Annotated in this window: 10 protein-coding genes; 5 read left to right on the top strand and 5 right to left on the bottom strand. The window is 41.9% G+C overall.

The window, feature by feature from the left end; all coding sequences use genetic code 11:
* The first annotated feature begins 7 nt into the window (after positions 1-7).
* The 5 genes from AC1HCU_RS04320 to AC1HCU_RS04300 all read left to right on the top strand — a co-directional run bounded on the left by AC1HCU_RS04320 (position 8) and on the right by AC1HCU_RS04300 (position 6739).
* Positions 8-1483, top strand: a complete 1476-nt coding sequence (locus tag AC1HCU_RS04320; protein WP_286880029.1) for an OmpA family protein — start codon at positions 8-10, stop codon at positions 1481-1483.
* 87 nt (positions 1484-1570) lie between these two features.
* Positions 1571-3109, top strand: a complete 1539-nt coding sequence (locus tag AC1HCU_RS04315; RefSeq protein ID WP_286880027.1) for an Mfa1 family fimbria major subunit — start codon at positions 1571-1573, stop codon at positions 3107-3109.
* A 164-nt stretch (positions 3110-3273) separates the two neighbouring features.
* Entirely contained in the window at positions 3274-4236 is a 963-nt protein-coding gene (locus tag AC1HCU_RS04310; RefSeq protein WP_286880026.1) for a FimB/Mfa2 family fimbrial subunit, read from the top strand.
* A 132-nt stretch (positions 4237-4368) separates the two neighbouring features.
* Positions 4369-6234, top strand: coding sequence for a hypothetical protein (locus AC1HCU_RS04305; protein ID WP_286861704.1), 1866 nt, complete (start codon positions 4369-4371; stop codon positions 6232-6234).
* A 10-nt stretch (positions 6235-6244) separates the two neighbouring features.
* Positions 6245-6739 carry a helix-turn-helix domain-containing protein gene (locus AC1HCU_RS04300; RefSeq protein WP_286861701.1) on the top strand — a complete coding sequence of 165 codons (495 nt, stop codon included), beginning with the start codon at positions 6245-6247 and terminating at the stop codon, positions 6737-6739.
* 100 nt (positions 6740-6839) lie between these two features.
* On the opposite strand, the gene AC1HCU_RS04295 is transcribed toward AC1HCU_RS04300, so the two are convergent.
* The 5 genes from AC1HCU_RS04295 to AC1HCU_RS04275 form a co-directional block, all read right to left on the bottom strand.
* Positions 6840-9929, bottom strand: coding sequence for a formylglycine-generating enzyme family protein (locus tag AC1HCU_RS04295; RefSeq protein WP_480369495.1), 3090 nt, complete (start codon positions 9927-9929; stop codon positions 6840-6842).
* Positions 9930-10046: 117 nt separating this feature from the next.
* Positions 10047-12074, bottom strand: coding sequence for a beta-L-arabinofuranosidase domain-containing protein (locus AC1HCU_RS04290; RefSeq protein ID WP_286861697.1), 2028 nt, complete (start codon positions 12072-12074; stop codon positions 10047-10049).
* Between the two features lie 44 nt (positions 12075-12118).
* Positions 12119-14938 (bottom strand): formylglycine-generating enzyme family protein, encoded by a 2820-nt coding sequence (locus AC1HCU_RS04285; RefSeq protein WP_286861694.1) that lies wholly within the window; start codon positions 14936-14938, stop codon positions 12119-12121.
* Positions 14935-16335 carry a hypothetical protein gene (locus AC1HCU_RS04280; RefSeq protein WP_286861691.1) on the bottom strand — a complete coding sequence of 467 codons (1401 nt, stop codon included), beginning with the start codon at positions 16333-16335 and terminating at the stop codon, positions 14935-14937. Before AC1HCU_RS04280 ends, AC1HCU_RS04285 begins: the two co-directional genes overlap by 4 nt.
* 70 nt (positions 16336-16405) lie before the next feature.
* Positions 16406-16810 (bottom strand): hypothetical protein, encoded by a 405-nt coding sequence (locus AC1HCU_RS04275; RefSeq protein WP_286861689.1) that lies wholly within the window; start codon positions 16808-16810, stop codon positions 16406-16408.
* Positions 16811-16831 lie beyond the last annotated feature (21 nt).

Below are 16831 nucleotides of genomic sequence, written 5' to 3'. Positions count from 1 at the left end.
AACAACCATGTCAACAAAAAAATCATACCTGTTGCTTTTAATCACTTCTGTATTTTTCTTCTGTGGATTTATTACAGCAGAGGCGAAAACTACTCCGATAGAGAAACCCCGGATCGGCGAAATCATTGTGAACAGACAGGGGGAACTGCTTGTTGTCCGCATGGAAATCAATGCCTCACAATTATACCTCGGGAGAAATGAGATGGTGACCATCACTCCATTCTTCATTTCCAACAGTGACCAGGAGGTGCGAAGAGCCCTGCAGCCGGTAATTCTTGGCGGATCGGTACGTAACAGGGTACTGCATCGTCAAACAGCGCTTGGCTCACGTAAAAACGTCGGTATACTCAATCCGTTTGCCATCATCCAAAGGGAAAATAACACCCCACAAGTAATCAGCTACCACACTACGATTCCTTATGAGGAGTGGATGGAGAATGCCTCACTGGTACTGCATGCCGGTCGCAATGCATGTGCCGGATGCGACAGAGGGGAGGATGAGTGGCCTTTGCTGACACAGCTGCTACCACAACCACCGGTCTATCACCTTACCTATATTGAGCCGGAACCTGAACCGGTGAAAGTAAGAAGCGAGCGCCACAGTGCATCTTTCAACTATCCCTTCGACCGGTACGAGCTGCTGCGCGACTACAAGAACAATGCCACAGAACTGAATAAGGTGGATAAAGTAATCAAAGAGGCACAGGACAACAAAGACCTGACTGTCACCGAACTAACCATCGAGGGTTATGCTTCTCCCGAGGGGAGCTTCGACTACAACCGCAAACTGGCGCAGCGAAGAGCCTTCTCCTTTGCCGATTATCTTTCAAACAGACACAATATTGAAAGAGATCGCATAAAAAAGATCGAGGGTGTGGGTGAGGACTGGACGGGCCTACTCGCTGCCGTGGAAAGTTCATCGCTTGCCGGTAGAGAGGAGATTATACGTATTATCCGTGAAGTGACACCGCCCGACGCTCGCGACATCGAGCTGGTAAAAATTGAAGGAGGTGCAACCTACCATCATCTGCTGAATAACCTCTACCCATACTTACGTAGGACCGAATATATGATTGCCTACAACGTTCGTGCATTTCCGGTAGAAGAAGCAAAGACGATATTAAAGAGCAACCCGCGCTTATTGAGCCTGAACGAAATGTATCTGGTGGCTGTGACCTACCCCAGAGAAAGCAAGGAATTCAAGGAGGTGTTTGACATAGCTGCCCGTCTCTACCCGGACGATCCCATTGCCCTCATCAACAGTGCGGCTACAGACCTGGAGGGCGGTAACTTCGTCGCAGCACTGGAACGGCTGGAGAGGGTAAAGAATGATCCGCGCGCCTGGAACAACATGGGCGTATCCTATGCAAAGGCAGGAGACCTGGCCAAGGCAACAGAATTCCTGAAAAAGGCAGCTGACAACGGCGATCCTATGGCAGCGACAAACCTGAAGGAACTAAAAAAAGAAATAAAGAATCAATAATAATATCAACAAAACAAGGAAGGCTACAACCTTTCAAAGAAAAAAGGATTAAAACCAAGTCTATTCACTTTTTAAATTTATCAACCTATGAAACTTTACAAATTATTCTTCATCGCAGCCATTTCCCTCGGTTTTATGGCTTGTAATGCTGACGATCAGCCGGAAGTGCCCCAGCACGAAACCGATTCCTATGCCAGTATCACCGTGAAATTTCCGGGAACGGTAAAATTTACCGAGACATCTGTAACCAGGGCTCTCCCGGGCGATTACAATGAGAAAAACACATGGCAGGGACGTGACAAACTGGAAACAGTATCGGTGTTCCTTGTAAACACAACCAAGGGAGTTGTTGACTACAACTCTTTCTCAAAAAGTGCATTTACAGAAATTACCGCTACCGGGGAACTGAAACCCAATCTGGCCCTGAAAGCCACTGCCGGGGAAAATGTAAGAGCGTACGTCGTGATCAACGGGGCAGAAAGTATTCTGACTACATTGAAAGCTACATCGGCAGCCAACTTCCCTACTGTTTTTGCTGCCGAATATGCCAAAATAGCATCGGAAGTAGCCAGCTACAACGCACCGGAAGCTCCCGCTACAACGGGTACAGAAACCATTATGATGACCAACGACCAGGATACGTATTCCATGACAGTTTTGCCCAATATCACCAAAGAAGATGCAATACTTGATGGAAATGCCAATAATATACTGATCAATGTGGAACGAGTGGTATCGCGTGCCTTTATGACAGTAACACCCGAAGCGACAACTGGCACCGGCTGGCCGGTGAAGGAGGTTGTGGGAGGTGTGGAATCACAAATTGCCACCGTAAAAGGTATAACCTATGCCGTAGGACAAAGCAACAAGAAGTTCTATCTGATGAAAAAAAGCACCTATGAGGTACCAAACCCTGTTTATACCTTTGTTCCGGTTGATATGACAAGCTGGACAACAGGAAATGTCAATTTCGACTATACCGGGCTCACCTCCTTCACTGCTGTTACCCCGTGGACCTATGATGCAAATGCAGTAAGCACTCCGCTCATTTCAGAGGCAACCAGTAAGTTTGTCCTTCCGGTAAACCATGTGGTCACTGAGACTGATCTGAGTATTGCAAGAGGATCCTACAAGAAAGGGAATACCACCTATTTTGAAATCCGGGCCACCTTTATGCCGCTTCTGGTAGAAGGAGCAGCCCCCACATTCACCACACCCACAACCGTCTACTGGGGCGAGAACGACAAGAAATTTTATTACACCCGCACGGCAGCAGAAGCACAGGGACAAAATGCCACCGAATTCACCAACGGAGTAATGAAGTATGTGCTCTGGCTTAATCCCAACAGCATGACATCTACAGCAACAGATCCCAATCCGAAAGTATCCCCGACAGTCCGCAATCAGGTATATCATGCTCATATTGATGCCTTCCTACGCATGGGATTACCCAACAACCCGCTCAACCCGGCCGATCCGGATAATGGAGACAATCCGGACAATCCAATCAACGTGGAAGATCCGCTGAAGACCGATTTCACTTATCTTTCCGTATCAGTGAAAGTATTGCCCTGGACCATCCATACCTACAAATATTCACTGACAGATCCGGGTACAATGTATTAATAAAAAAGCTGTAAGCGGTGGTTTACAATGCAATGTATTTACTCAAACAAACCCAACGGCTGCCTGAATGAACACCTATAATAGGAAATACAGACAGCCGGGGTCAAGCGAAGAGGAGATTTGGTTTTCCTTTTCGCACACAGAACAAGAAAAAAAAGAATATTATGAAGAGAAACCTTTACAACAGGATAGCCGCCGCACTGCTGCTGATTAACGGGATCATGATGACGGGAAGTGGATGTGACGCTCTGATATATGAAGATATGCTGGATTGTCCCCAGGGCGTCTACCTCAGATTTTACACCAAGACTCCCTGCAATACAGATACCATCTATCCGGTAGATATCAAAAACCTGAACGTTTTCGTTTTCGATGAAAACGAAAAATTTGTGGCAGAATACACTGAGGATAACGTCACCCTCTCCTCCAACTACGAGATGCTGATACCCATCTACCCGCACGGACAATACTCTTTTGTAGCCTGGGCAGGCATCGATAGTCATTATACACGGCAAAACCTGCAACAGAAGGTGACGACGAAGGAAGACCTGTTGCTGCAGCTAAAACAATCGGCAGGATTGGCAGAGAACCTGAAAGGTGAATCTCTGTATACCGGCACGAGCAACAACGTATTCCTACCCGACCCTGAAAGCGTGCTGGGTGCTTACTACGAACACACCTCCATTCGCCTTGCGCAATATGTCAGCCGGATCGAGGTAATCGTGGAAGGGATGCAATACCCCGAAGACTTCAAGGTGGAGATAAACATGCGCAATGGAGATTATTCAATCAACGGAGACATCCTGCGGAACGCAGATGCGATGCAGTATCCACCCGAATATAGCTACGGGGATAGCATTCTCACGGCAAAATTTACCACGCTGAAACTGGAGACGGGGCATGACGACTGGCTCACGATCAAGTGGAAAGAGAATAAGGTACTCTACCACGAAGACCTGTTGGGGACCCTGCTACTGCAGAATCCTGATGTAAACCTGAGCTGTGATCACGATTTTGTGATACGCTTCAAAGTGAAGGAGAACAACGACACCTATGTAGTGACAGAGGTGTGGGTCAACGACTGGCTCATTCACACTTACAATACGGATATAGAATCTGACTACTAGCCCGTTAAAGCTGCATCTCTGAGTATTTGCAGAACATCTCAACAGCTGGTAAGGAAAAAAATACAATCATAATTCAATGGGATGTTGAATGAAAAATCTCAGGTACCTTAACGAAAAAATAAAGTAAATCGTATGAAGAATATTATTCTGTTGATGATCATTTCAATGCCGGTCTGGCTAAGCTGTGTTTACGACTCGCCTGCAGACTGTAGTGAAAGTGAACCCGACGGCACTTACCTGAGTTTCCGGTCGTCGCAAATCATATTGCCCTCAGACACAACGGGAGACCTGGAATCCATCACGATTGAATCATTACGTATTATTGTCTTCTCCAAAACCACAGGGCAGATCGTGACAAACAAGCTATTTGACGTTGGAAACCTCTCTCTTGCCTCGAAAGATCCGCTCACCGGTAACTGGATCATCGATTTTTCTCATATCGTGGTGGAGACAAAACCGGGTGAAAGTATTGTCTATGTCGTGTTAAATGAAAACATCATGACTATCAGCAATCAGACACTAACAGGTGCATTAAACATGCTCAGTTCTCTCGCTGAAATGCAAACACTGGTAAAAACACCGCTATCCTATACCACACCGCTCCGGGTGATATTTGATACCAATAGAAAACCGATAGAGCCTCCCTTTATCATGTTTACTTTCGACGAGTTCAACATAGCTCCAGACAGACCTGCTGAAAACCCTTATACAGCCGATTTACGGGGTCCGAATGAGAGTTTGAAAGGATTTGCACTGGACCGTACTATGGCCAAGGTGACGATCGATAGTCTCAGTAGCTATCCAATACCGGGAGGGCCCGCAACAGACAATGAGAAGACCAGCTATATATTTATTCTGAAAATGGGTCTGACAAATGTACCGATGCAATACCTCTGGTCACCCAACCGGCTACAGTCAACACCTCCCAGTCCCAATCCTTACACAGTGCCTCCTTCTGCCTACACCGGAGCCTATCAGTATATCGACTTTGGACTGGAAGACCCGACGTTGGGTTATTACGACCGGGACTGGAACGGGAACGTACAACTGCTGATCGATGCAGATGCCCATGAGGTACAGGAGTTGAAAGATTCCCGGATATGGTATACAGGACTGGGTAGTGGTGCCGGATCCTATACACTAAACAAATATGCACTTGATGCAAATCTGACAAGCAATTTCAACAACGTAAACAAATGGGTTTTTCTCAGTTCCTATCCCGACTCCGATGGCGATGGCGACCGCGATCCTTACCCTATCGACCTGAACGCCGGCAACTTCCTCACAATGGTCAAGGCGCTTTATAACAATCCCGATTCGAACGCCTATTTGCCTACCTGGTATGAGCTGATCGAACCCTATACCATTGTGCCGGAAATGACGGGTGCTTACTGGTCACTTAAAGAAAAGAATATCTCCTACTACGTGCCTGAACATATACTGTCAAACAAAGCCGATCCCTCACAAGCTACCAAGTTGCATGTAAAAGCAGCAAAAGCCTTTATACCCGACACCATCACCAAAGAGCAAAGTACCCATATAGAATGGAACACAACCAACTGGGGGAACTGGGAATATGCCGTAACACCGGGTGGTGGAGAATTCGACGTGACAGGTGCAGCCTTTACAGCCATGATGAGAACCATCTGGGACTATGAACTGGATACGATCATCGTAAATAGTAAACCCACGGTCATCGTTCGCCATTACTGGAGCGGTGGTCTGCGATATCGCTCAGGAAAGGTAACAGGCGTACTGAGAGGCTCACAATTCCTCAACATCACAAATAGTACCGATGTGATGGACTTCTATCTTCCTGTACGCAACACACCCTCTGGTCTGGTTGATTTCAATATTTACCGTAATCATGAGTACAAGTTTTCGGCACATGCACTTGAACAATGGAATCCGGTAGTAGCAAATGGTATATCCGGAACTAGAAGCACTGCGAATAATACGGGAGAAAACAGCATCATGCTGCATATGAATGATAGATAAACAACATTGTATGTATGAGTCAGAATTAAATAACAGGATATATTATCATTCCGCCAGCCAAGGTGAATCAGGTATATACGGAAATGTACGGGAATGCATTCTGCTGTTCGAGAACGGTACGCAAAAGGTAATTTCGAAGGAGAAAGGAACGCTGACTGTAAATATAATATGCCATCTGGCAAAAGAGAATAATTTCGTGGAGTTGGTCATCAAAAACTATAATTATACCGACAGATTGGATGACCTTTCGGAAAAATGCGGATTTAACTCAATAAAGACATTTACGCGCCATTTTAAAAATAACTTCAGGGTAACACCCAAACAATGGATGTTATCCATAAAAAAAGAAGCAATGTTGAATTATCTCATAGATACCGACTATCCGTTGAAACAAATAGCAGATTATCTGGGATTTTCCAATCTCTCGCATCTGTCTGATTTTTGTTTGAAGAAAACAGGAATGCGTCCCGATGAGATTAGAAAAAAAATCATTCTCGGAAGGTAATTTAATACACTATTTTGCAATAATTTTCATCATTGTGAAATTACAGATACACAAGTGTTTTTTTGTGAATAAAAGTATTTTCAATAAGAATTGTGAGAAGTTAATTACTGCAGTCTTTTACCAAACGGAAGCCAACGGTGCTGTTCCGTTCATACCCTTGCGATACTCTCAACAGTTGCTGCCTGTTAATCAACGGGAGCGCACCTCCGGTTACGTACCACCAACTGGACTGGGGGCTAAAATAAGAACCTCCTTTTAAAATTATGAACGTAATTGTCCCGTTTTTATACAAGTCGTTGGTTAATTGCCAAACCGATCCGGTCAACTCTTCAAGTCCGTACTTGTTTGCACCTTCTGGATACTTTCCAATCGGGTCGAGAATGCCATTACCCGTATTGCACAGAGCGGAATCTAATTCATTACCCCAGGGATATAGATAATTTTCATCGGTCTGGGCCGCATATTGCCATTCCTTTTCCGTAGGAAGCCGTTTCCCAACCCAAAGCGCATAGGCTTGCGCGTCTTCGTACGAAACAAAAGTAACCGGCTTGTTCTCTTCTCCTGCAAACAAATCTCCATTATTCCAATGTGAAAGAAAGTTTTCCGGATCGGAAGGTTTATAATCGGTTTCGTCCACAAATTGTTTGAACTGCGCATTTGTCACAGGATGTTTGTCTATATAAAACGCTTTCATATCAACAACCCTGGCCGTATCCTCTGTGGGATGTTTAATCATCCAGTCTCCGATATGGTGTGCCTTAAAAGTAAATTTACCGCCAGGAATGTATGTCATACCGACTGGAGCGGCAGAAACCAGTGGAGTTGTTTCCACATCAGAAGCTATTCTTGCATAACCGTAAGGCATTTGGACGTTTGTACTATCAACCGTATCACCGTTTAATTTGGCCAATATCACAAAATCGCCTTCGTATCGGCCAAATGTGTCTAAGAGTTTTATTACAATATTCTTCTGATTAAACACAGCCGGTTTTTGTTTGCTATTGTCTTTCGGATAGACTTGTAGTTCCACATTCCTTTTGCAAGTGATATTCAACAAATCTCTTTCTCGCTGCAATAAAACCTGCATATATTGACTGTCGTATTCTGTTTGTCCCTTTGATAGGGAATAATTGCCGTAAGCGGGTTCCGTTTCCGGTATGGACGAACCTGGAATAATATATACATCTACCAGCTTTTGCTCATCGAACAATTGCAATACGATATCGCCCTTATAGTTTTTTCGATATTCAGACTCATTCAATGTGAAAAATGTGGATTGAATAGTTTGTACAGGTTCCCTTGAATATGAGGGACCCCCCTGCCATATTTTCACTTTTTTTCCATCGGGAACGGTAACCTTGATCTGGTTTTTTTCGTGTGAAACCTGTATTAATTTCGGAAAAAAAGCAATGCAGGAAACCGAAGATTCAGCCCTGGTATCTAAATAATCTTCCGGGAATGGGTCTACATTCACCTTTATCAGGTGTTTTGAACCGATTGCTTCAGGCGTTAACTCTTTGTTGTGCCAAAGGTCAACATAATGCCACCCTTCCTTAGGAGAAACTTCAAAAAGACTTCCTTTATATCCTTGCGGTTTTAAATTGTAAATAGTGTAGATTGTCTTTTCATTTGCCGGCCATTCGTTTACCCATATGCTATCAACCAGGGTAGGAAGTAAGGGAGTCCAGTTATATTGCAGAAAGTTATTTGCATTTTCACGTAATATCCGTACCGTTTTTCCCGTATAAGCATATAGTTCCTGCAACCAGTCTATCTCCCAGGGCAAATACAGGTGGAATTCAACACCATGTCCTCCAAAAAAAGCCAGAGAAACATCCCTTCTCGGATTTTCCTTATCGATAATGATTTGTCGATATATGGCAAAATCGGGTTTGATGAGCTTATTTAAATTCAGGAACGGCGCATACTGTATGGCCGCGTGGGTTCTTCCCATCATACAATGTTGCATATCCACCGGCACGCACATTCCTTCGGGAAAAACGCCGAATCCTTTTACATATTTATCTATTGCGGTTTGAAACTGTTTACTCGATTCACTTCGGGTGTCATACATCACTCCTTGAAAGCCTGCTTCGATCGATATTTTCCCCAACCCTTCCAACGGATTTTCATAGCGTGTGGATTTCAATATCTGGTCTTGAGCAGCAGGTAAATCCCACGGATTGTAAGATGTCATGAATCTCAAGTTATTTCTCAATCCCTGTGATGAGATTTCCCGTATTTTCTTCACTCCTCCCGGCAGGGCATGTACCAAATCCCACTGATTGCGCTGATCCAGACCAAGTACCGGAAAACCGGTCCACAATGTCAATACGTCGTTTCCACCAAATAGATCCCGTGTATTTTTAACAAAATCGGTATAGGCAGCATACCCTCTTTTTTTTTCATAATCATAGAAGTAATTGTGCCAGGCCGAAACAAAATGTCCGACAAATGCGGTTTTTATCCATTCTAAATCTTTCCGCTCATACATCCAGTTATCAAAGGTGTCGGGTTCAATATCATACAGCATATTTTGCTGAAATATTAACCTGAGTCCTTCTTGCCAACGTCCGATATACGAATCCATCCACACGTCACAAATCAACTCGCCATCCGGATAAATGGCAGAAGAGAATCGACTGAAGCGGGTCTTAGAGGAAAGGGTTCTGTTGGTTTTTGTCAATGCTACAATGGAACTCCCGTTATCCACGTTGATTATCCCCAATCCTATTCCCCACGAGTTATCGGGGAGGGTAACGTTTACCGGAACAAATCCCGGACGGAAAATAAAAGTTCTCGACAATGGATCACCCTTATCCCAGGAAGTTAAATATACGTGTTTCTGAGATTCCCCGAAAGGAACAATATTGGAAATATTCAAGGTATCATCCGACACGTTTTTAATATGAAGCTTCATATTGAAACCACCTGAAGCCAAAGGAATAATGTCGGACACAAATAATACCAGTTCATTATCCAGTATTGTGAGGTTATCATCCGTTATTCGTGCGTCTAGGGAAGAATACAGCTTGTTGTCTATCCTGATCGATACAAACGGCAAATCATATCCCGGTTGTTGGAAGCGGTTAAACGTCTTTATTTGCAATCCTTTCTCTTCCGTAGTTGTAATTTCAACAGATTTGAGTGCCTGCGACGACAAATCGACACAGAAAAAAATAAAACTCAAGCAAGCGATTAATCGGGCAATTTTCATCTTTTCTTATTCTATAGTCAAATCCATACTCTCATTAGTCAGACATCCCGGTTATCCCGGGCGTTTATTTCCACGAGGCCGGAGCCAATTCTATTCTCTTGTAACGGGAAATTCTGTAATTCTCAATGTGGTACAACCATAGGGTATCAAAGTTATTTCTTCTTCCGGCATCATTTCTATTTGGTATTGAACGCTGAATGGTTGTGGCCCGGCAGAACCATTGTAAAGTTGCCATTCTTTCATTCGCTTTCCCTTAGTTTTAATTTGTATTGGTGCATTTTGAACGTTCCATGGAAATCCATTCATTCCTTTTTTAATTACCTGAAAGTGGTCTGAAATATTTTCTTTTTTGATAGACTCTTCTTTCAGACAATAATTCCAAGGAGTATTACTGTGTACTTCGTAATACCATTTACCATATCTGGGATTATCACTCTCAACTTTTGTCCAGTTTTCCTCCATTCGTAATGCATATAAAAGTGGTCCTCTTTCTACAGCTGCGGAGCCTTCGTACCAGCGTGAAATATTTACATGCATGGGCAATATTAGTTCTACTATATCACCCGACTCCCATTCACGGTTGATTTTCACAAGTTGGTTACCTTCACTTTGAGACCAAACTTCATTGTTGATTTTAATTGTTGCCGATTCGCACCACTCAGGTATTCTAAGATGAATTGGGAATTCAACCTTCTCTACGTCATCAATAATATTTAACTCGAAAGTAATTTCTTCCTCAAAAGGGTAGTTGGTTTTCTCTTGAATGCTCACTGTAACACCTGCTCCTACTTTTGCAGTAACAGTATTTGGAGAGTAAACAAGTGCAGCTAATCCGTTGTCATCAGATGCATACCATAGATGTTTTGTGAACTTAGGCCAACCCTGATGCAGGTTTGAGGTACAGCAAGGGTATCCGGTCAGCAAACCAAATAGTTGATCGGTACCGTTGTAGGAGGTAACAAAGTTTCGTGGGTGATTTGAAACTTCAACCTGGTTTAGCTGTTGGTAGTATTGGCGTGCGTCGAAGTTATCAGTTACTTGTGCTGGAAGAGCATTAAAAGCAATTCTTTCTAACCAGTCGGCCCACGAAACATTACCTGTAATTTCGATCATCTTTTCCAAAGAAAACATCAGCTCAACAGCCGTACATAGCTCAGATCCATGAGTTGGATTTCCGTAATGCAGAAGTTCATCGGCACCATATAACCCGTTAGGCCAACCGTGTGCTCTTTTTAAATCGGTGTAGGCTTTATTAACAGCATCAATATGCATTGTGTCTTTTGTTGCCTGGTACCTTATAAGCGGTTGTTTCATTCCTTGAGCAAGGTTTACACAGTGTACACTGAATAAGCTATTGAGCATATTACCGTCGGCAAACGAGTTTGTCCAGTCAGTCGTTTGTTCTGTTATTATATCTCCCAGCTTTAATAGAAATTCATCGCCTGTAATGTTATAAAGCCAGTAAACAATCATCAAATTGTCCCCACCGCGAAACTGTCCCCACCTTGTCCAATTATTTAGCGGAGTCTCGGGAAGCTCTTGCAATTGATATTTAAAATAGTTTGTCATGAAAGGAATGACACGCTCATCTTGTGTTGCCTCATAATATTGTTTCATGAACTTTAGGACAACCATTTTTGGCCACCAATCCTTGGAGTTTGTTCTTTGTAGTCCTGTTTCCGGTTCGTGATCTTCTGAAGGTCCGAAGTATCCATCATCTGTTTGGCTCTGCAATGTCCATTCAATCCAGGGTTGAACCTTAGCTTTAAGAGCCTCATCATCGAGTATATATGCCAAAGGAACTAATCCGTCTATCCAGTAAGGACCTCTTTCCCAAACATCTCCGTTGCCTCCAAGCCATCCGTTTCTGGAGCCCATCACTTCAGGGTAGAGTTCATCTAGATGACCTGTCATTCCATCTTTCATCTTATATAATTGGTCTTTGAGCCATCCTTCTGGTCTTACAGCTCCCAATGGAAGTTCCATAAATGGTTTTGTGATTAATGGTGAACGGTTATTCATGTACAAATCTATTGATTGTTGTTCTGATTTAGTTTGATTGCAGCTTGTTATTATCACAATGAACAATAACAGAAATAACAAATTGACTTTTCTCATAACTTCTAAATTCTTATAAATATTTGATTGTTTTTGTCTTTTAGTTAAAGTGTATCTTTAACACATCGAAATCCAACAGTAGCTTTTCTTTCAAATGATGGAGAAACACGTAACAGATACTGTCTGAAGTTCAGCTCACGAGGCCCGCCTTGTACATACCAGAAACTTGAGGTGGGTAAAAAGTAACTTCCTCCTTTAACCATTATGTATTTGTATGTGGTATTATCGTACTGATCATTTGTTAATTGCCATACAGAGCCAACCAAATCGTATAGCCCGTAGGGGTTAACTCCCTCCTTGTATTTACCTACCGGATATAATGAACCATCACCCAGATTGCAACGGGTTGATTCTATTCCTTTTATCTTCCATACAGAAAGTGTACTTGTTATAAACTCCTCCTCTCTCTCAACGGGTGTATCTTGTATCCACGGCCACTCATTGCCATCTTCTGTTTGCGCTGCATATTGCCATTCTATTTCCGATGGAAGGCGTTTGCCGTTCCATCGTGCATATGCTTTAGCATCTTCGAGAGTTACATAGATCACAGGATAGTTCTCCATTCCTTTGGGAATTCTACCGTTTGTCCAGTGTTTAAGGAAATTGGTTGTGTCGTTTGGCTTATATCCACTTGCAACTAAAAAGTCTTTGTATTGCTTGTTGGTAACAGGGTATTTATCCATAAAAAACTTACTCATAACTACCTCTTCTCCCTCTACTGTTGGACTTTCGGGGTAATTTATAAAGTTATCTCCCGTGCGATAGTTGTCGCACTTAAAGATTCCCGATGGTATTAAAACCATACCCTCAGGAGCTTTAGAAGTTCTTGGCGTTATTTCGGGTTCAGAAATGAGTCGTGCCGTACCTGGTTTTATATTTACGATGCGTTCATCAATCAACTCATCGTTCTCTAATACTTGAATTACAAATTTACCTTCATGATTTGGGAATACGGAAAGCAATTTAACAGATTGCTCTTCAATTCCAAACACTGCAGGGCTTTTTTCATATGATGGGTTACCCGCCCAAATACGAATGCTATCTCCATTCTTACTTGAGAAAACTAATGCATCGCCCATTGAAAGCTCTACGGAAAGAAGTTTAGAAAATGCGGCAATTGCAGATACAGAGCCCTCATTGTTGGTTCCTAAATCGAATGAGTTGAATCCATCAAGTTTTACAGGCATATATTTTTTATCACCCACTATATCAATCTGTAACTCTTCGTGATGAAAAAGATCAACATAATGGTTATTGTCATCTGTTTCATTTAACTCAAAGAGGTTGCCTCTGAAGCCTCCGGAATGGAGATTGAATATGGTATAAATAGTTTTTGATTCACCGGGCCATTCGTTTACAAATATGCTGTCAACAAGTGTTGGCAGCAACGGAGTATAGCTACTTTGCAAAAAGTTGCCGCTGTTCTCACGCTGAATCTGAAGCAGTCTACCCCAATAACGCATTTGATCATCAGACCACTCAAATCTGCCGGCTGGAAAACTGTTTATCTCTGTGCCGTATCCGTTGAAGAATGAGAGATTAAATTCCCTTCTAATAGGTTCGTGCGCCTCCTCGGCTACTCTGAATATAGCAAATTCGGGCTTTATAAATTTGTTTAAATTAAGGATAGGAGGGTAATATAGAGCATTGTGAACTCTACCGGATACTATTCCTTGCATGTCTCGCGGAACCGCCATGCCTTCGCTATACATAACCACTCCATCACGTGCAGCATCTGCTGCATCTTGTAGTTCAATGCTCGACCCCCCTCTTGTATCAAGAACAAAACCATCTATGTTTGCGATGCGAGTTATATTGGTCAAGCCGTCAAAATGACCTTCGTCTGAACGGGTACTCTCATCCCACGGGTTATAACACAGAAAAAAATAACTACCCATTTGATGGCATAATTCTGAGATCTCCTTAAGTTTATTAAACCCGCCGGGCAGGTCGCGAAACATATCCCACTGGTTTCTCTGATCCATACCTAATGCAGGCCATGTAGGCCAGATTCCGTATAAATCATATCCGCCAATCAGTTTCTTCATTTTTTCGAGGTGCTCTTTAATATGGAATTGTCCATCGGTAAAGTCGTAGTAACGTTTGTCCCAGGTCATCATAAGATTTGCCGAATAGCAACTTTGAATCCATTTCAAATCTTCTCTCTCCATCAACAAATTATTGAATCCACCTACTGGTACATCATATAGATATCTTTCTTGAAAGATTAATCTCATGCCGTTTTGCCAATTACCTTGATATTTATCTAACCAGAAGTTATATTCAATTGCCCCACCGGGGTATAGTATTGTTTCAAAACGTCTTAACATGCCATCTTTCAAACTTTTATTATCTCTACGAACGAGCGCTACAATGTTATTTTCGCCATCGGTCTCTGCGCATGTGAAACCTAACTCCCATGAATTGTCGGGTAGTATTATATTTATCGGTTGGTATCCCTGTCTGAACAGATGTGAGCGAGACAAACCGTGCGACCCTTTCCCGGTTATATAAACATGCTCTTCGTTACGCCCCAGTGGTACTATGTTATGCAGATTTATTGTATCATTTGAGCTGTTTCTAAATCTTATTTTCCCTTTAACACCATAATCAAATGGTTCTGCAGAAAAAGATATATCAATTATTTCAGAGGCAACTGTAGTTGAATATTCCCTATTGCCTATTTGATATGAAATTAACGGCAATTCTTTAGGTACTTGCATGTTTGGTATTGCCGTGTGAGCCATTAATGGACCCTTATTATCAAATATTATTGCATTTGGCGACTGTTCACTCAACAATGAAAATGTATAGAATATTAATAAACTGAGGCTTTGAAGCTTTCTTGTGATAATCATATTCATTGAATGTTTTGTTTTTTAATTGCACCGTTATAATCTACCACGTAGTGCCACCAATTATTTAATTTTCCATCATTAGAGTTTATTCCCTTGTAATGTGGCAGATGGGATAAATAGTATTTCATCCATCCCAATTGCCAAGAGCCGTCCGGGTTACCCCATTCTTTTCTATTAACCGACTTAGGCTCTGTTCTTCTTAAATACGGATAGTTCAACCAGTCATCCACATAACTCATAATATAGGTTTCATTACCAAAATCATAATCTTCAAGTCCATTTGGAGGAAAGTGTACATTACCAACTTGCGACATGTGCTTTTCATACTTGTCATACCTTAATCCATATGCAGAAAACAACTCCCATGTTGTCAGGTCGTTCGCGTGAGGTTTATTATCATAATCCCACCATCCATAAACTTTCATCATGGTGGACTCAAAACGATGACCGTAGCTCTCTAACGCACATGCCAGATCCCGCTCATAGTTTAATCCCATTATGCTTAGCAACTCCTTGCACGACGGATTTTCGTTGGGTTGAGAGTTAATCCAGAAAGCACCCTCGCCCATCATGTGAGACTCCCACATTCCACCATAGGGAAAAGTCCAAACCCACACTTCGTGAATTTCATCCTTGTCGCGCATCTCATCAAAACCATAGTGTTTAACCATTCTGTTGTAATCGTATGATGTGCCTACTGTTTTAAAAGTGTTCCAGTTGTCTTCATCAAGATACTTTGAAACCTCCTCAACAGTTAGTGGTCTTTTTTGCGGATCATTTTTCAAGTATGTAAACATTTGATTCGCATCAATTTCTTGTACCACTTGATAGTCTACTGTATATCCAGAAACCTCTTCTAATGCTTTTTCGTAGTTCTGCGAGAGAATTGCCGGATCGTTCCAGCTAAAAGTATATCCCGGAGTAATAAATATTTCATGTAGTCTTTTGTTTTGGGGTTGTATAACCGGGTTCTCATATACAACTGCCACTTTCACTATTATAGTTTCGGCATTGGCATTTTCCAGAATTATTGATTGACTGATATTTTTGTCTTTAACAAAGTTAATAAACTCTGTCTCTGCCTGTTGTCGCTGGTTATATTTAAATAAGTTAAGATAATATTTACCATTTATTTCTTCTAATGGTTTGTTGTTTTTATTAATTTCTTTTGCAGAGAATCCGACCATTCCCTTTTTTCCGGTTATTTTTGCGATTATAATATTCCTTCCGGAGTTTCTATCTTCGACCGATCTGTATAATTCTACTGTTGCACCTTCGACTATTTCGCCTAATTGATCCACAACATGGATATCCAAATCAGACTTTGAGTCACTGCTTTCAAGGTTTTTAACACAGGATACAAAAATAATTACAGATAACGCTAATAGTAATCTTATGTGCATAATTAAAAAACTTTAATCCATTGTAGAACCAATTATGCAATCGGCTCTACAATGGTTTAATTATTAAATACTATTTAAGCACAATATTGTGGTGAGTTTGACCATCGTTCATCAGAAGATAACGAGTAGTTTCATTTTTAACCAAATTACCCTTAGCTGCCTTTAAATAATATATTCCTTTAGATTTCTCAGCATCTAGACCAGGCTCAAAATCTTTTAAAGTGAATACTGCTTTACCATCAGCATTAGTGTTACGAGTTAAAAATATGTTTATATTGTTATCCCGGTCTTGAGATGTTTTGTAGATATTTACTACAACATCTGTTACCGGCTGTGTCATGTTATCATCGCTAAATACTTGGACATGAAACTCCCATGGGGTTGAATTTTGGAATTCTTCAAATATTCCTGATCTGTCACAAGACATAACGAATATCAGGGAGATTATTAAAGATATTATTCTTATAGTTTTCATATGATTTCTTATTTAACTCTT

The sequence above is a fragment of the Proteiniphilum sp. LBM24028 genome (genome assembly GCF_056629195.1).
This window is presented reverse-complemented; position numbering and strand designations above follow the sequence as displayed.